The organism is Amycolatopsis sp. NPDC114505 (assembly GCF_055633615.1).
Genome location: NZ_JBVKDV010000002.1, coordinates 1,767,215 through 1,782,963 on the forward strand (window position 1 = coordinate 1,767,215; position 15,749 = coordinate 1,782,963).

At 72.1% G+C, this 15,749-nt stretch carries 15 protein-coding genes; 7 read left to right on the top strand and 8 right to left on the bottom strand.

Annotated elements, in window-relative coordinates:
- Nucleotides 1–19 precede the first annotated feature (19 nt).
- The 4 genes from ACZ7OU_RS26205 to ACZ7OU_RS26220 all read right to left on the bottom strand — a co-directional run bounded on the left by ACZ7OU_RS26205 (nt 20) and on the right by ACZ7OU_RS26220 (nt 4,311).
- Nucleotides 20–934, bottom strand: coding sequence for an amidohydrolase family protein (locus ACZ7OU_RS26205; RefSeq protein ID WP_470257116.1), 915 nt, complete (start codon nt 932–934; stop codon nt 20–22).
- Complete coding sequence (locus ACZ7OU_RS26210; RefSeq protein ID WP_470257117.1) at nt 931–1,956, bottom strand: amidohydrolase family protein; 1,026 nt, start codon at nt 1,954–1,956, stop codon at nt 931–933. Before ACZ7OU_RS26210 ends, ACZ7OU_RS26205 begins: the two co-directional genes overlap by 4 nt.
- 163 nt (nt 1,957–2,119) lie before the next feature.
- The gene (locus tag ACZ7OU_RS26215) at nt 2,120–3,451 is read right to left on the bottom strand and encodes an MFS transporter (RefSeq protein ID WP_470257118.1); all 1,332 of its coding nucleotides are present in this window, start codon (nt 3,449–3,451) and stop codon (nt 2,120–2,122) included.
- Nucleotides 3,452–3,525: 74 nt separating this feature from the next.
- Nucleotides 3,526–4,311, bottom strand: coding sequence for an NAD(P)-dependent oxidoreductase (locus ACZ7OU_RS26220; RefSeq protein ID WP_470257119.1), 786 nt, complete (start codon nt 4,309–4,311; stop codon nt 3,526–3,528).
- 75 nt (nt 4,312–4,386) lie between these two features.
- On the opposite strand from ACZ7OU_RS26220, the gene ACZ7OU_RS26225 reads away from it, so the two are divergent.
- The 4 genes from ACZ7OU_RS26225 (at nt 4,387) to ACZ7OU_RS26240 (ending at nt 7,996) form a co-directional block, all read left to right on the top strand.
- The gene (locus tag ACZ7OU_RS26225) at nt 4,387–5,064 is read left to right on the top strand and encodes a GntR family transcriptional regulator (RefSeq protein WP_470237442.1); all 678 of its coding nucleotides are present in this window, start codon (nt 4,387–4,389) and stop codon (nt 5,062–5,064) included.
- Between the two features lie 244 nt (nt 5,065–5,308).
- Nucleotides 5,309–6,013, top strand: coding sequence for a 4-carboxy-4-hydroxy-2-oxoadipate aldolase/oxaloacetate decarboxylase (locus tag ACZ7OU_RS26230; RefSeq protein WP_470237441.1), 705 nt, complete (start codon nt 5,309–5,311; stop codon nt 6,011–6,013).
- Nucleotides 6,010–7,029, top strand: a complete 1,020-nt coding sequence (locus tag ACZ7OU_RS26235; RefSeq protein ID WP_470257120.1) for a 4-oxalomesaconate tautomerase — start codon at nt 6,010–6,012, stop codon at nt 7,027–7,029. Before ACZ7OU_RS26230 ends, ACZ7OU_RS26235 begins: the two co-directional genes overlap by 4 nt.
- A gap of 10 nt (nt 7,030–7,039) precedes the next feature.
- Entirely contained in the window at nt 7,040–7,996 is a 957-nt protein-coding gene (locus ACZ7OU_RS26240; protein WP_470257121.1) for a VOC family protein, read from the top strand.
- Here ACZ7OU_RS26240 and ACZ7OU_RS26245 read toward each other — a convergent pair whose 3' ends face one another.
- From ACZ7OU_RS26245 to ACZ7OU_RS26255, 3 genes are all read right to left on the bottom strand, one after another.
- Nucleotides 7,997–9,040, bottom strand: coding sequence for an MAB_1171c family putative transporter (locus tag ACZ7OU_RS26245; RefSeq protein WP_470257122.1), 1,044 nt, complete (start codon nt 9,038–9,040; stop codon nt 7,997–7,999).
- Between the two features lie 80 nt (nt 9,041–9,120).
- Nucleotides 9,121–9,627 (bottom strand): hypothetical protein, encoded by a 507-nt coding sequence (locus tag ACZ7OU_RS26250; RefSeq protein ID WP_470257123.1) that lies wholly within the window; start codon nt 9,625–9,627, stop codon nt 9,121–9,123.
- Nucleotides 9,624–10,061, bottom strand: coding sequence for a helix-turn-helix domain-containing protein (locus ACZ7OU_RS26255; RefSeq protein ID WP_364524664.1), 438 nt, complete (start codon nt 10,059–10,061; stop codon nt 9,624–9,626). Before ACZ7OU_RS26255 ends, ACZ7OU_RS26250 begins: the two co-directional genes overlap by 4 nt.
- A 484-nt stretch (nt 10,062–10,545) precedes the next feature.
- Here ACZ7OU_RS26255 and ACZ7OU_RS26260 point away from each other — a divergent pair, with 484 nt between their 5' ends.
- The 3 genes from ACZ7OU_RS26260 (at nt 10,546) to ACZ7OU_RS26270 (ending at nt 12,396) form a co-directional block, all read left to right on the top strand.
- Nucleotides 10,546–11,022 carry a MarR family winged helix-turn-helix transcriptional regulator gene (locus ACZ7OU_RS26260; RefSeq protein WP_470237435.1) on the top strand — a complete coding sequence of 159 codons (477 nt, stop codon included), beginning with the start codon at nt 10,546–10,548 and terminating at the stop codon, nt 11,020–11,022.
- A gap of 99 nt (nt 11,023–11,121) precedes the next feature.
- On the top strand, nt 11,122–11,787 hold the full coding sequence (locus ACZ7OU_RS26265; protein WP_470257656.1) for a nitroreductase: 666 nt from the start codon (nt 11,122–11,124) through the stop codon (nt 11,785–11,787).
- 39 nt (nt 11,788–11,826) lie between these two features.
- On the top strand, nt 11,827–12,396 hold the full coding sequence (locus tag ACZ7OU_RS26270) for a GNAT family N-acetyltransferase (RefSeq protein WP_470257124.1): 570 nt from the start codon (nt 11,827–11,829) through the stop codon (nt 12,394–12,396).
- Here the strand turns inward: ACZ7OU_RS26270 and ACZ7OU_RS26275 are convergent.
- Entirely contained in the window at nt 12,374–15,502 is a 3,129-nt protein-coding gene (locus ACZ7OU_RS26275) for a helix-turn-helix transcriptional regulator (protein ID WP_470257125.1), read from the bottom strand. The two genes, ACZ7OU_RS26270 and ACZ7OU_RS26275, sit on opposite strands and share 23 nt — an antisense overlap.
- Between the last annotated feature and the right edge of the window lie 247 nt (nt 15,503–15,749).

Here is a 15,749-nt window from a genome sequence, read left to right on the forward strand (position 1 = left end):
TTCGGGGGTTTCAGGGGTTTCAGGCGGTTTCGCCGGGCCAGTAGAGACGCAGGGGGTTGTCGACCAGGAGCTTCCGCCGCAGCTCGGCCGTTTCGGCGATCCGCGGGACGTGGTCGACGAGCAGCCCGTCGTCGGGCATGTGGTTCTTCAGGTTCGGGTGCGGCCAGTCGGTGCCCCACAGCACCCGGTCCGGGAACTCCGTGACGACGCGCCGGGCGAACGGGACGACGTCGGTGTAGGCGTGCCGTTCGCCGTCGAGGGCGGGCGGGCCGGTGACGGTGAGGCGCTCCGGGCAGCTGACCTTCACGAAGACGTCGTTCTCGTCGACGAAGCCGAGGAACCGCGCGAACTCCGGGCCGTCCACGGGTTTCGTGACGTCGGGGCGTCCCAAGTGGTCGATCACGAGCGGCGCGGGCAGCGCACCGAAGAAGTCCTCGAGCTCGGGCAGGTCGGCGGCTTCGAAGTAGAGCACGACGTGCCAGCCGAGCGGGGCGATCTTCTTCGCGATCGTGCTCAGATCTTCCTTTGGCGAGGCGTCGACGAGCCGCTTCACGAAGTTGAACCGCACTCCGCGCACGCCGGCCGCGTCGAGCTCGCGCAGCTCCTGGTCGCCGATGTCGGGACGCACCGTGGCGATCCCTCGGGCCCGGCCCTCCGCCGCGCGGACGGCGTCGAGCATGGCGGAGTTGTCCGCGCCGTGGCAGGTGGCCTGCACGATGACGTTGCGTGTGACGCCCAGGTGGTCCCGCAGCGCGAACAGCTGGTCCTTGCTCGCGTCGCAGGGCGTGTACTTGCGTTCGGGCGCGAACGGGAACTCCGCCTGCGGGCCGAACACGTGGCAGTGGGCGTCGACGGTGCCCGGCGGCAGTGCGAAGTCCGGTGTGGACGGACCCGCGTACCAGTCGAGCCAGCCGGGTGTTTTGGGTTCGGTCACCGGCCTTGTCCCTTCAGGAGTGCGTCCAGGCGCGGGTAGACGGCGCGGACGTTGTGCTCCCGGATCGCGGCCCAGTCCTCTTCGGACAGTTTCGCGGCTTCGGCGTACCGGCGCGTGTCGTCGAAGTGGTGGCCGGTCCGCGGGTCGACGCTGCGGACGGCGCCGATCATCTCCGAGGCGAACAGGATGTTGCGCGCGGGGATGACGTCGAAGAGCAGGTCCGAACCCGGCTGGTGGTAGACGCAGGTGTCGAAGAAGACGTTGCCCAGCACGTGCTCCTCGAGCTCCGGCTTGCCCAGCGCCATGGCGAGGCCGCGGAACCGGCCCCAGTGGTACGGGACCGCGCCGCCGCCGTGCGGGATGACCAGCCGCAGGGTGGGGAAGTCGGTGAACAGGTCGCCCTGCACGAGCTGCATGAACGCGGTCGTGTCGGCGTTGAGGTAGTGCGCGCCGGTGGTGTGGAACGCCGGGTTGACGCTCGTGCTGACGTGCACCATCGCCGGGACGTCGTACTCCACCATCTTCTCGTAGATCGGGTACCACGACCGGTCGGTGAGCGGCGGGGCCGTCCAGTGCCCGCCGCTGGGGTCGGGGTTGAGGTTCAGCGCGACGGCGCCGTACTCCTCGACGCAGCGGATCAGCTCGGGAACGCAGGTGGCCGGGTCGACGCCCGGGGACTGCGGGAGCATCGCGGCCGGCGCGAACCGCTCCGGGTAGAGCGCGCTGACGCGGTGGCAGAGCTCGTTGCAGATCGAGGCCCACTGCGCTGACGTCGAGAAGCCGCCGACGTGGTGGGCCATGAACGAGGCGCGCGGCGAGAAGATCGTCAGGTCGATGCCGCGTTCGTCCATGAGCCGGAGCTGGTTCGGCTCGATCGTCTCGCGCAGCTCGTCGTCGCTGATCCGCAGGTCGGCGCGCGAAGGGGCGACGCCGGGGTCATCCAGCGACGCGATCTGCTGGTCGCGCCACGCCGCGAGGGCGGGTGGCGCGGTCGTGTAGTGGCCGTGGCAGTCGATGATCAAGGCGTTTCCTCGTCGCTCCGCATGCTTGATACTCGCACACTAATCGTCGATGAAATTGTTGACAATATCTACGACGAGATTGACCCGCTGAAGTCGGTTGGTGACGGACGCGCAGCTGCCCCGCTCCGGTGGGCCAGAGCGGGGCAGCGGGCGTCCGGGAGGGTCAGGCGTTCTGCGCCGAAGCCGGTTCGGGCTGCCCGGACTTCGTCGCGTAGGCGCCGTTGCGCCGAACCAGCGCCACCATCACCGCGCCGAGCAGGCCGGCGATCGCGAAGACGACGAAGCCGAGGGAGTTCAGCCCGCCGGCGACCAGGATGCCACCCAGCCACGGCCCGAACACCGCGCCCGTCCGGCCCACGCCGGACACCCAGCCGAGTGCCGTCGCGCGGCTGTCGGCGGGGTAGTAGGCGCCGACCGCCGCGTAGATGAGCGTCTGCGCGCTGAACAGCCAGGCGCCGGTGAGGAACACGACCACGTACGTCACGACCAGCGGCATGTGCACGGCCAGCAGCCCGACCCCGCACGCGGTCAGCGCGAACCAGATGATCGCGACCGGCCGGGCCCCGAACCGGTCCGCGAGCCGTCCGGCGACGAGCATGCCCGCGATCCCGCCGAGGTTGATCACCAGCAGGAAGCTGATCGCGGAGCCGAGGTTGTAGCCGCTGCCGCGCATCATCGTCGGCAGCCAGGTGTTCACGCCGTACACCAGCAGCAGCCCGGCGAACGAGGCGATCCAGAACAGCAGCGTCGTCATCCGCACCGACGGCGTGAAGAGGCCGCGCAGCCCGCCGCGCCGGTCTTCGGCCGGTTCGGGTGCGAACGTGTCGAGCGAGACCGCGAACTTGTCCGCGATCGCTTGCGCCCGCGCGGTCTTCCCCTTGGCCAGCAGGAAGGTCATCGACTCCGGCAGCAGGAAGAAGACCACCGGCAGCACCACGATGAGCAGCAGCGCGCCGATCCAGTACGCCGAGCGCCACCCCAGCGACTGGACGAGCGTCATCCCCAGCGCGCCGGCCAGCGCGCCGCCGGCCTGGTGGGCCGTCATCACGGTGGTGACGGCGAGGTTGCGCCGCCACGCCGGCGCGTACTCCATGACCATCGCGATCGCCGACGGCAGCAGCCCGCCGAGCCCGATCCCGGCGACGAACCGCGCCGCGCCGAAGAGCGCGACCGTCGGCGCGGCGGCGCAGGCGGCCGCGGCCAGCGAGAAGACCACGACGCCGGTGATGATGATCTTCCGGCGGCCGACGCGGTCGGTGAGGATGCCGGCCCCGAGCGCGCCGAGCATCATCCCGAACGTTGTCAGGCTGCCGATGTTCCCGCCGCTGACCGGGGTCAGGCCGAAGCTCTTGTCGGCCAGCACGCCCGGGAGGGTCGCCCCGTAGACGAACAGGTCCAGCCCGTCCAGCAACACGAGGACCCAGCACAACGCGGTCACTCGGATGGAGAGCCGGACCGTGGCGGCGGCCGTGCCGCCGAGTTCTCGTGCGGACATCTTCGTCCCTTTCGTCCGGGCCGGCGAAGGAGTCCGAAGCTACATCCGATGAGATATTGAACACAAGAGTTACGTCAAGATTGTTGACAATCCTGTGAATCAGCTATGTGCGCGAGCTGGTCGCAGGCCGCGCTCGCGACGTCCGCGCGCACGTCCAGCTCGCCGAGCATCTCCGCGGCGGCCGCCATCTCGGCGGTCCGGCGGACGGCGTGCTTGATCGAGCCGTCGACGAGCCGGTCGACGGTCGCCGCGTTCGCCGCGGTGAGCTCGTCGACGATGATCTTCCGGAGCCAGTCTTCGCAGCCCGCGGCGCGCGCGGCGGTCAGCGCTTCGACGACGGCGGCCGACATGCCCTTGAAGAAGACGCTGCGCAGCAGCTTGCGCTCGGCGGCGAGCCCGGCGTCGCCGGTCATGACCTCGACCGCGGCGCCGAACGTGTTCAGGGTTCCGGCGGCGGTTTCGGCGGCGGCGCCGGTGGCGAGCATCGGGACGCGCAGGCCGCGGCCCGGCACCGGCGCCATGATGGCGATGTCGGCGAACGGCACGCCGTGCTCGGCGGCGATGGCGGCCAGCCTGCGCTTGGTGCCGGGGGAGGCGGTGTTCAGGTCGGCCCAGGCGGCGCCGGTCTTCAGGCCGGCGAGGCCGGCTTCGAGCGCGTCGACGGCCGCGGACGCGCTGTTCACGCTGAGCACCAGGTCGGCGCCGTCGGCGGCTTCGGCCTCGGAGCCGGTCGAGACGACGCCCTCGGCGGCGGGGACGGCCGGATCGTACCCGCGCACGACGGCGCCGGCGGCGACCAGGTCGCGGGCGAGCGCGCTGCCCGCTTCGCCGAGTCCCAGTACCGCGATGGTTCCGGTCATAGCAGAATCCTCTCTACAAGCTACGATCGAGTACACGATGTTCTCGACAAAATTGTCAACAAACGGAGTTGCAGGATGACCGAGAGTGCTGCGGACGGGCAGCCGGGGGAGCGTTCCGTGGTGGCGGCCATCCGGGACGCCATCGTCCGCGGCGAGTTCGTGCCCAACCAGCGGCTGGTGGAGGCGGACCTTTCCAGCCAGTTCGCCGCGAGCCGGGCGACGGTGCGTGCCGCGCTGATCGAGCTGACCAACGAAGGGCTCGTCGAGCGCGTGCAGAACCGCGGCGCCCGGGTGCGCGCGGTTTCGCTGGAAGAGGCCGTCGAGATTTCCGAGGTTCGCATGATGCTGGAGTCGCTGTGCGCGGCGAAGGCGGCGGAGCGCATTTCCGACGCGGAGATCAATGAGCTGGAGGAGCTCGGCGAGCTGATGCAACAGGCCGTGGCGGCCGGTGACGTGGTCGGGTATTCGGGTCTCAACCAGCGGCTGCACCGCCGGGTTCGCGAGATCAGCGGCCAGCGCACGGCGGCGCAGGTGCTGGAGCGGCTGCGCGGGCAGAGCGTGCGCCACCAGTTCCGGCTGGCGATGCGCCCGGGCCGGCCCCAGGTGTCGCTCCCGGAGCACCTGGCGATCATCGACGCGATCTGCGCACACCGCCCGGACCGCGCGGCGGACGCGGCGCGGGCGCACCTGGGGAGTGTGATCGAGGCCTTGAAGGCGGCCGACGCTGCGGAGGTCTCGCACCTGCGCCCGTGAGTGGCCACTCGGGGCTGGCTGATGCGGCGGCCAGTTCGCACCTGCGCTCCTGAGCGGAGGTTGATGGCGCCGGGTTGTCGGCGGTGTGCCGCCTGGCCCTTTGGCGGCCGATGCCGCGGAGGTCTCGCGCCTGCGCCGCTGAACCGGCGGTACACAGTGCCCCACATCGGGTCGCTCCTCGCTCGCCACGGCTGCTCGCCAAAATTGTTGACAATTTCGTCAACCGAACCGTACCGTGGGCCGTATGAAGCCCGTCATCGTCACCGATCCGCCGCGTGCCGACCTGGAGCAAGTCGCCCGCTTGGCCGACTACGGCGTCGCCACCGTTCATGAGGCTCTCGGGCGCTCCGGGCTGCTCGGCCCGGACCTGCGCCCGATCCAGGACGGCGCGCGCATGGGCGGTACCGCCGTCACCGCGCTCTGCTGGCCCGGTGACAACCTCATGATCCACGCGGCCGTCGAGCAGTGCCGCGAAGGCGATGTCCTCGTCGTCACCACCACTTCGCCGTGCCGCGACGGGCTCTTCGGCGAACTCTTCGCCACCGCGCTGCGCTACCGCGGCGTCAAGGGCCTGGTCACCACCACCGGCGTCCGCGACGTCACCGACCTGCGCGCGCTCGGCTTTCCCGTGTGGTCGGCCGACGTCAGCGCGCAGGGCACCGTCAAGGCGACCGCCGGTGCCGTCAACGTCCCCGTCGTCATCGGGGGCCAGGTGATCCGCCCTGGCGACGCCATCCTCGCCGACGACGACGGCGTCATGCGCGTCCGCCGCGAAGATGTCCAAATCGGACTCGAAGCCTCCCAGGCTCGCCTCGAAAAGGAAGCCGCCGCACGGGAAGCGTTCGCCCAGGGGCAGCTCGGCCTCGACCGCTACGGCCTGCGCGAGAAGCTCGAAACCCTCGGCGTCCGCTACCTGAGCGCCGAGGAGTACGAGAAGGAGCAGGCATGACCGGCGTGCGCTGCATGCTCCTGCGCGGGGGCACCTCCAAGGGCGCCTACTTCCTCGCCGAGGACCTCCCCGCCGACCCGAAGACCCGCGACGACCTCCTGATGCGGATCATGGGCACCCCCGACCCGCGTCAGATCGACGGCGTCGGTGGCGCGCAGCCGGTCACCAGCAAGGTCGCCATCGTGTCCAAGGCGGACGGGCAAGACCACGACATCGACTACCTGTTCCTGCAGCTCGGCGTCGAAGAACCCACCGTCTCCGACCGGCAGACCTGCGGCAACCTCCTGGCCGGCGTCGGGCAGTTCGCCGTCGAACGGGGACTCGTGCCCGCCGGGGACGAGCGCACCACCGTGCGCGTGCGGCTGGTCAACACCGGCACCATCGCCGTCTCGACCTTCGCCACCCCCTGCGGCGAAGTCGACTACAGCGGCGACACGGCCATCTCCGGCGTCCCCGGCACGGCCGCCCCGGTCGAGCTCGACTTCACCGAGACCGAAGGGTCGGTCTGCGGCAGCCTCCTGCCCACCGGCAACGTCCGCGACGACATCGGCGGCATCAAGGTCACCTGCGTGGACAACGGGATGCCGGTCGTCGTCGCCCGCGCCGAGGACCTCGGCGAGGAACCGGGGCTCGCCGACCGGATCGACGCCCTGCGCATCGAAGCCGGGAAGCTGATGGGCCTCGGCGACGTCCGCGGCTCGTCGGTCCCCAAGACGACGCTCGTCTCCGCGCCCCGCGCCGGCGGCGCCATCGCCACCCGCACGTTCATCCCGGTCAAGCAGCACCCGTCGATCGGCGTGCTCGGCGGGGTCAGCGTCGTGACGGCGTTGCTGCTCGACGGCGCCGTCGGAAGCGAACTGCTGGAAGCCCCGGCCGAGGGTGAGCCCGTCGAGATCGAGCACCCGAGCGGCAAGCTCGCGGTGGCGATCGAGTTCGACGGATCCCGCGTCCGCCGGTCGACGGTGATCCGCACCGCGCGGAAGCTGTTCGACGGCACCGTCTTCCCCCGTCCCTGAGGAGACCCCGATGCCCCAGCCCTCGCCCCGCCACGAGATCGCGCACCTCGGTCACGTCGAGCTGTTCACCCCGGAACCGGAGAAGAGCCTGGACTTCTTCGTCCGCGTGCTCGGGCTGACCGAGAACGGCACCGAAGGCGACTCCGTCTACCTGCGCACCTGGGACGACTACGAGCACCACAGCCTGAAGCTCACCGCGGCGAAGACGTCCGGGGTCGGGCGGACGGCGGTGCGCGCGTCCAGCGAAGAAGCCCTCAAACGGCGCGTGGTCGGGCTGGAGGAACGCGGGCTCGGCGTCGGCTGGGTCGACGGCGACACCGGGATCGGCCCCACCTACCTGTTCCGCGACCCGGACGGCCACGAGCTCGAGGTCTACTGGGAAACCGAGCGCTACCAGCCGCCGGAGCACCTGCGGCCGGCGCTGAAGAACCAGGCGCAGGCGTATCCGGGGCGCGGGGTCGGCGTCCGGCGCCTCGACCACGTCAACTACCTGGCGCGCGAGGCCGAGGTCAACGGCCGGTTCATCTGCGACGCGCTGGGCGGCCGGGTCACCGAGCAGATCCAGCTCGACAGCGGTGTGATTTCGGGGCAGTGGACGCACTTCGCGCAGAAGTCGTACGACATCGTCTACACGACCGACTGGACGAAGTCGAACGGGCGCCTGCACCACATCGCGTTCGCGACCGACACGCGCGAGGACATCCTGCGGGCGGCCGACATCGCGCTCGACAACGACGTCCACATCGAGACCGGGCCGCACAAGCACGCGATCCAGCAGACGTTCTTCCTCTACCTCTACGAACCGGGCGGCAACCGCATCGAGCTGTGCAACCCGACCGGACGGCTGATCTTCGCACCGGACTGGGAGCCGGTCACGTGGACCGAGGCCGAGCGGGCCAAGGGGCAGGCGTGGGGGTTGAAGACGATCGAGTCGTTCCACACGCACGGCACGCCGCCGGTGGCGTGATCAGGACACGTCCGCGGTGGGCCGCCGGCTGAGCTCGCGGAAGGCGTCGGCGACGCGGCAGAGGTAGTCGGTGTCGCTGCCGAGGTCCTGTCCACCTTGGACGGTCGTCTCGGGTCCGAGCGGCGCCAGGCCGGCTTCGCGGGCGCGCAGGGCGGCCAGGATCTTGGCGGCCTCCTGCTGTTCCCCGGTGCCGGACCCGGTGCGGTACGGGCGGATGACGAGCAGGCCGTCGCGGATCTCGATGACGCGCCGGTAGAGCTGCAGCCGCGTCGGGAACACGGTGGTGCGCGGGGGTTCCAGCGCGATCGCGGGTTCGGCCCGGTAGAGGGCCAGCCAGAGCGGGCCGAGCCGGCGGTACTGCCGGTGGCGGCGCAGCCAACCGGCCGCCGCGGGCGCGCCGACGCCGACGAGCACGAGCAGGTGCGCGGTGGTGGGAAGTGCTTTGCTGAGCAGGAAACCCCGGCCGTAGTCGAAGTCGAAGGGGAGTCGCGAGGTCATCGCGACGAGCGTCCGGACCACCATGTACCCGGCCGCGGCGACGACCCCGGCGACGACCAGGCCGAGCCCGGCCCGCAGAATCCGGTCCGGCGCGCGGCGCGCGTCCTGCAGGCAGAGCCGGGCGATGACCGCGAACTCGGGCAGCAGCGCGACGGCGTAGGCGATGCAGTACTCCATGACGAACGGCGACTGCGGCAGCACATCGGGGGCCAGTCCGAAGGTGACGGCCATCGCGGCGCCACCGAAGAGGGCCCACGCGGTGTGACGGCGGGCGCTCGCGGTGAGTCCGTGCAGCCGGAGGAGGAGCTGGGCGCCGGCCCAGACCGCGCCGAGCATGGCGAGGTGGGCGACGAGCAGTTCGACACTGGCGGCGCCGACCTCCCGGGTGAAGCCGCGGACGGCCGGGGTGAGGGCGGTTTGGGAGATGGCGAGGCCCAGTACGCAGAACCGCACGAGCCGGCGGCCGGGGGCGGGGCCGGGGCGGAGGAAGAGCAGCAGGATCCAGGCGAGGGCCGCCGGGCCGTAACGGCGGATGACTTCACCCACGGTCGCCGCCGCTCGCCGGCCGGGTTTGGGGAGTGCGGTCGCGGGCGCTCGCCGGCGTGGCGAGAGCGCCGCCGTTCACGTCACCCACGGTCGCCGCCGTCCTCCAACGCCGAGCGCAAGCGGTCCGCCACCGAATCGCCGCGGTGCGCCAATCCCGTGTGCTGGCCCAGCATCGTCGCGAAGAACTCCGCCTCGCGCTCCTCCACGCTCGAATACCCCGCGCGCCCCAACACCCGGCGGACCATTGCCGGGTCCAGGCTGGGCAGCAACAACCGCATCTGCTCGGCCGGGGTGAGGGTTGCCGGGTAGTGGTCGCACAGCATGTGGCCGATCTCGTGCAGCACTATGTGGTCCTGGTGCGGTGCGCTCGTGTTGCTCTCGTACGCGATCAGGTCGGTCTTGTCCGTCGCGATCCACAGCCCGCACACCTCGGACAGACCCGGCAGCGGCAGCAGCCGGATCGGGCGGCCGCGTCGCTCGCCCAGCGCCGCGCACAGCGCCGGTACGTCGAACGAGGCCGGCAGGTCCAGGTCCCGCAGCACCGCGGCGAACCGGTGACGCAGCTGCCGCCGCCCGCGGGAGCTCATCGTTCGGCGTCGCTCGCCGGTTCGGGCAGGCCCTCGAGCTCGCGGACGCGGTCGACCATGTCGCTGATCGCTTCGAGGCTCTTCGCCGACAACCCGCGCGCGCGGAGCGCGATCTGCCGGACCGGCGCGTCGCGGAACGCGCTGAGCAGCGTCAGCTCGGCGTCGATGCGCTCGGCTTCCGCGTCGTCGAAGAAGTACGCGGGGGGCACGCCGAAAAACCCCGCGAGCGCTTCGAGGTGCCGCTTGGTCGGGTTGTCGCGCAGGCCCTTGCGCAGCTGCCACAGGTAGGTCGCGGAAATCGTCGGGCCGCCCTGGGTCCGGATCGACTCGGCGACCTCGTCGAAGGTGTACTCGTCGCCGTCGGCGGGACGCACGACGCCGAACAGGTGGTTCAGCTTCGCGGAGAGGGTCCCCGCCGCGATCTCCTCCGGCATGGCGCGAGTCTACCGCGCCGCCAGCTGCGGTGAGGCGGGTTCGTGGTCACCGGTCCACCTCAGTTGACCGCGTCGGCCACGTCAGTTTACGATCGGCCCGGGATTCACCAACTGATGTGAATGGGCGAGGGGGCGGTTCACATTTTCCGCAGGAACGCGAGGACGATTCCGGGACGGCTGGCCGTGGTGGGCGCCGCCGGACTGCTCTACGCCCACTGCATCGGAGGCGCCGGCTGCCCTGCGGGGCAGCGAACCTGAAGCGAAGACGCTTCACCCGATGTGGTGCTCGTCGCGACGTCGAGCTGTGAGACGACACCGCTCGTCCAGCTGACTCGTATAACGGTCTATACGACGCTGCTCACCGCGTCCGGTCCGCCGGTTCCGGTGCCGCTGACGCGCATCGTCCCCGTCTGGCAGGCGGGGCCGTCGGACGCCCGGTGTGCCGGAACCGGCCGCTAGCCGAGCCGGACGATACGGTGGGCCGGTGGCCGACGTTCCCCGCAAGACCGGCGCCTCGCGGGCGACCGACCGTCCGGGGGACGTCTCGCCGTTCGCGCTCGGGCTGCTGCTGCGCCGGGCGCACTGGCGCGCCGCCGCGGTGATGACCGAGGCGCTGCGGCCGCTCGGCATCGAGCTGCGGCACTTCGCCGTGCTGATCGTGCTGGCCGATCGCGGGCCCACCATGCAGCGGGACCTGGCGGACGCGGCCGGCTCCGACAAGGCCGGGATCATGCGGGTCGTGGACGATCTCGAACGGCTGGGGCTGGCCGTGCGCAAGTCCGTGCCGGGCGACCGCCGGGTGCGGGCGGTCGAGATCACCCCGCGCGGCGCCGAGCTCTTCGACGCGGCTCACGTCGAGGCCGTGCCGGTGGCCGAACGGCTGGTCGCGGACCTCGACGCCGAAGAAACCGCCCGGCTGACGGATCTGCTGACCCGGCTCGCGCATCCCGAAGGCGCGTAGGGGTTTCCGGTGAGACCTCGCCGACATTCGTGTGGCCGAGAAACTGTATCGAATGATACGTTCTCGTTCGTAACGAAGTCTGCGAGGTGATCCCCGATGATGGACGTCTACGAAGCGGTCACGAGCCGCCGGGCGGTGCGGGACTTCGACGACCGGCCGGTCCCGAAGGAAGTGCTGGAGCGCGTGCTGGCCGCGGCGGCCTGGGCGCCGTCCGGGTCGAACCTCCAGCCGTGGCACGCTTTCGTGCTCACCGGCGCGCCGCTGGCCGAGCTCAAGAAACGCGCCGGCGAGCGCCTGGCCGCGCGCGACCCGTGGGACGAGCCGGAGTACGAGATGTACCCGCAGGTTCTGGAGTCCCCGTACCGCGAACGCCGGTCCGCCTTCGGCGAGCAACGCTACGGCGCGCTCGGCATCCCGCGCGAAGACGTGGAAGCGCGGCAGCGAGCCGCTTCCGCGAACTGGGACTGCTTCGGCGCGCCCGCCGCGTTGTTCTGCTACCTGGACCGCGACCTGGGCCGGCCCCAGTGGTCCGACGCCGGCATGTACCTGCAGACCGTCATGCTGCTCCTGCGCGCCGAAGGGCTGCACAGCTGCCCGCAGATGGCGTGGGCGAAGTTCCACCGGACCGTCTCGGAGATCGTGGCGCCGCCGGACCGGCTGCTCCTCTTCTGCGGCCTGTCGATCGGGTTCGAGAACGCCGCGGCCGACCGCTCCCGCATCGGCCGGGCCGCGCTCGGCGAGACGGTCACGTTCGTCGAGGGATAGCCGGTGGCTTTGCCGGGCATCCGAATCTACGGTGACCCCATGGTCCAGATCCGCCCGGCGGCACACTTCGAAGACGTCGCCGCGATCCTCAACCCCAGCGGGAACGACCGCGCCTGCTGGTGCCTCGCCTACCGCATCACCTCGGCCGAGTACAGCGCACTGCGCGGCGACGCGCGTGCCGAGCGGGTCCGCGGCCTCTGCGAGGACAAGCCCGCGCCCGGCGTGCTCGCCTACGACGGGGACGAGCCGGTCGGGTGGTGTGGTGTCTCGCCGCGGTCGAGCATGGAACGGCTGAAACGCTCGCGGACCATGCCGCCGGTCGACGACCTGCCCGTGTGGAGCGTCGTGTGCTTCGTGATTCGCTCATCGCACCGCCGCAAGGGGGTTTCCGCGGCGCTGCTCGCCGGCGCGGTCGACCACGCGCGCTCCTGCGGTGCCCCGGCGGTGGAGGGCTACCCCGTCGACACCGAAGGCGCGCGCATCAGCTCGAGTGCCGCCCACGTCGGCACGACGTCGCTGTTCGAAGCGGCCGGGTTCGTGCGGATCCGGCCGACCGACGCGCGGGCCGATCGCCGGGTCCGCTGGCTCATGCGTCTCGACCTTCGCTGACCGGTTCGTTCAGGACGCGGCGGAGCCCGGCCCGCGACTCGGTGCCGAGCAGCTCGTGGACGCCGGACTCGAGCTTCCGGACGGTGTCGAGGGTCAGCACCGTCTTGTGCGCGATCTCGGCCTCCGAGTGCCCGGCCGCGGCGAGCTCCGCGACCCGTCGTGAGCGCGGCGCCAAGGCGTTGACCCTCGGTGGCCGGCCGGCGGTGACGCCCAGAGCGCCGAGCTCCGCTTCGAGGTCCTTCCGCAGGGCGGGCGCGCCGCACTCGTCGGCCAGCGCGACGGCCTCGGTGAACGTGCGCCGGCCGTCTTCGGTGTGCCCGGCGCCGGCGAAGGCCGTGCCCAGGTGCGCGAGGGTGCGCAGGTACTCCCACCGGTTCGGCGCGTTCCGCAGCACCCGGGCGGATTCCTCCAGCAGGGGCAGGCGATCCGCGCCTACGGTCGCGAGCGTCCGGAGTGCGCGGCCGCGGGTGGCCGGGTCGGCGAACACGTCGGCCAGGCGCGCCGCCTCGGCCGCCACCTCGCGGGCCTTGTCCGGTGCCTGCCGCCGCACCGCCTCGACCAGGTCGAAGCGCCACCCGCACACCGCGGGGTTGCGCATCGGGGCGGCGTCGAGCCGGCGGCCCGCATCGCGCAGGGCCGCGGCAGCCCGGACGTGGTCGCCCTGTGCGAGGAGCAGCTCTCCGGCCACCGCCGCGGGCACCGGCATGACGACCGCGTCCGGACGGCGGTCGCCGTAGCCCCGCTCCGCGCAGATCGCCGCCGCCGGGCCGGTTTCCCCGCGTGCCAGCAAGGTCTGCACGAGCGTGCCGGTGGCGAACCACTCGGCCGGCGTGCCGGTCCCGCTGCGGACGGCCAGCCGCAGGGCGATGTCCGTGTCGGCGACGGCGTCGGGGAGCCGGCCGAGCCGCAACGCCGAGTGCCCGCGGTTGGCGTAGGCGAACGCGAGGTGCGTGCCCCGCCAGCCGTTGCGCTCGAACTCGTCGACCGCCTGGTCGAACCGGTCGTGCGAGACGTCCGCGGCGCCCGAGTAGAGGTGCACGAAGCCGGACATGGTGGCGATCTCCATGCCCCGGTCGACGTCGGCGAAGACCACGCCGGCCCGGACGACCCGCTCGACCGCCGCGAGCGCCTCGGCACGCGGCCGGCCGCGCAGCACGAGGCTCCACGCGTGCAGCACGATCAGCAGCCGTTCGACGTCGGTGCCGCCGGGCAGCGGGGGCGCGATCCGGTCCAGCAGGGCCATCCGGTCGGCGCGGAGCGGATCGTCGGACCACCAGGCGGCCCAGAGCAGCTGCTCGGCGAGCAGCCGTTGCCGCTGCCGATCGTCGGGGCAGCGGCCGAGCGCGACGTCGAGCAGGCGCACGGCGTCGCCGACCTGGTCGGCGTAACCGTGGGTCTTCGCGAGCGCCACGGCCGCGTCGGTGCGCTGCGGGTCGTCGGGTGCCAGTCCGTAGGCCGCGCGCAGTTCGGGCAGCGCGGCCGCCACCTGCTCCAACGCGAGGGCCTGGCCGTGCCGCAGCCGCACCCGGCTGTGGCGGGCCGCCGGCGGCGGTTCTTCGATCGCCCGCCGGAAGTAGCGCGCCGCGGTGGCGGCGAGCCCCGACCCGAGCGCGTCCTCGGCGGCCGTGGTCATCAGGTCGACGACCCACGGGTCACCGGCGGCGTGGACGTCGAGCAGGTGCGCCGCGACGGCGTCGGGCGCGGCGTCCCGGTCGTGCAGCAGCTTGGCGGCGGCCAGGTGGAGATCGCTGCGGCGGGACGGGTCGATGGCGTCGTGGACGGCGCTGTGGATGATCGGGTGGCGGAACTCCACCGTCGGCCCGGGGGCGAGGATCGCCTCGTCGCAGAGCCGGTCGTACTCGCGTTTCGCCTCGGCCGCCGCCAGCCCGGCCAGCCGGGCGGTGTCGCCGAGCGGGTGTCCCGGGCCCAGCACGGCGATGGCGTGGGCCAGCCGTCGCGCGTCCGGGCCGAGGTGGGCGAGCCGTTCGGACAGGTACGCCACCACGTGGCGCGGCGTGAGCGTGCCGACCAGCTCCGCGTCGGACGCCGTGGGCTTGAGGTCGCGTTCCCGCGCCATGTCGAGCATCCACCGCAGGTAGAACGGGTTGCCGCCGCTGCGGTCGAGCAGCGCCGCGCAGAACCGGTCGTCGGGTTCGCCGCCGCGCACCCGGGCCGGAAGCGGGCCGCCGCGGACCAGCGTCCGGACCGCCGCCAGGCCGAGGGGGCGCGGCCGCACGACCTCCGTCGCCCGCACCCCGATGCGGGCGAGCGCGGCCCGTTCGTGCGGCCGGTGCGCCAGCAGCAGCACGACGGGCAGCCCGGTGAGCCGGTCGGCGAGGAACTCCAGCCAGCGCAACGACTCCTCGTCGAGCCAGTGCGCGTCGTCGACCGCGAGGAGCAGGCCTTCCTCGTCTCCGCCGGCGGCGAGCAGGGACGTCGCGTTCACCACCAGCCAGTACAACGCCTCCGTCAGCCCGATCATCGAGTCCGGGCCGCGGTGCCGGGCCTGGGGTACCCCGAGCGGCACGCGCGCGAAGTCGGCCGCCCCGGCGAACAGCGCGCGCCGCTCCCGTTCGCCGCGGCCGGCGACCCAGCGGGCCAGCAGGGTGCGGGCCGCGCCGAACGCCATCGTCTGGTCCCGCTGGTTGCCCCGCACGGCCAGCGGCACGATCCCGCGCACCGCCGCCTCCGTGCACACCTGGGCCATGAGCTGCGACTTGCCGATCCCGGCCGGGCCCTCGATCAGCACCGTCGCGCCGACCCGGTCCCGGACCGCCTCCAGCACCGCCGAGCAGCGGTCGAGGTCGTCGTCGCGCTCCAGGAGCCCGCTGTCGGACGCGGTGTGCCCCGGCAGCCGCAACGCGTGCAGCACCCGCCGCACGTCCATCGGGGCCTGGCCGTTCACCCGGGCCGACACGACGCACCCGGCGACCACCTTGCCGACGAACTCCTCGCGCGGGCTCCGTTTCCCCGACATCACCTCGGAGAACGTGGCCGCCGACATCCCGCTGCGCCGCGCCAGCGCGGCGTCGCTCGGACCGCCGACCGCGCGCTGCAGGGTCCGCAACCGGCGCCGGACGCGGTCGTCGGGATCAGCCTGGGCCATTTCCGCCTCCGCCCCGGAACCAGGACCACCGGCGAACGCGCGCCGGGCCCGTCCAGGTTATCCCCGGCGCGCGAATCGTTCGGTTCTTCGAGATCTGTGCGAGGCCCGCCGGATGCCGTCCACGCTGGGAGGGGATCTCCGGAAAGGAAAGTGACGACCATGAAAATCCTCTTCACGCCGATTTCGATCGTCAAGATCTGCGGGGTGTGCCTGCTGCTGGGCTTTCTCACCAGCCTGCTCCTCTGAC

Bases quoted from the DNA above. Each gene is read 5' to 3' on its own strand.
- ACZ7OU_RS26215 (WP_470257118.1), bottom strand. From the start codon at position 3,451: ATGTCCGCACGAGAACTCGGCGGCACGGCCGCCGCCACGGTCCGGCTC.
- ACZ7OU_RS26220 (WP_470257119.1), bottom strand. From the start codon at position 4,311: ATGACCGGAACCATCGCGGTACTGGGACTCGGCGAAGCGGGCAGCGCG.
- ACZ7OU_RS26225 (WP_470237442.1), top strand. From the start codon at position 4,387: ATGACCGAGAGTGCTGCGGACGGGCAGCCGGGGGAGCGTTCCGTGGTG.
- ACZ7OU_RS26230 (WP_470237441.1), top strand. From the start codon at position 5,309: ATGAAGCCCGTCATCGTCACCGATCCGCCGCGTGCCGACCTGGAGCAA.
- ACZ7OU_RS26235 (WP_470257120.1), top strand. From the start codon at position 6,010: ATGACCGGCGTGCGCTGCATGCTCCTGCGCGGGGGCACCTCCAAGGGC.
- ACZ7OU_RS26240 (WP_470257121.1), top strand. From the start codon at position 7,040: ATGCCCCAGCCCTCGCCCCGCCACGAGATCGCGCACCTCGGTCACGTC.
- ACZ7OU_RS26250 (WP_470257123.1), bottom strand. From the start codon at position 9,627: ATGAGCTCCCGCGGGCGGCGGCAGCTGCGTCACCGGTTCGCCGCGGTG.
- ACZ7OU_RS26255 (WP_364524664.1), bottom strand. From the start codon at position 10,061: ATGCCGGAGGAGATCGCGGCGGGGACCCTCTCCGCGAAGCTGAACCAC.
- ACZ7OU_RS26265 (WP_470257656.1), top strand. From the start codon at position 11,122: ATGGACGTCTACGAAGCGGTCACGAGCCGCCGGGCGGTGCGGGACTTC.
- ACZ7OU_RS26270 (WP_470257124.1), top strand. From the start codon at position 11,827: ATGGTCCAGATCCGCCCGGCGGCACACTTCGAAGACGTCGCCGCGATC.
- ACZ7OU_RS26275 (WP_470257125.1), bottom strand. From the start codon at position 15,502: ATGGCCCAGGCTGATCCCGACGACCGCGTCCGGCGCCGGTTGCGGACC.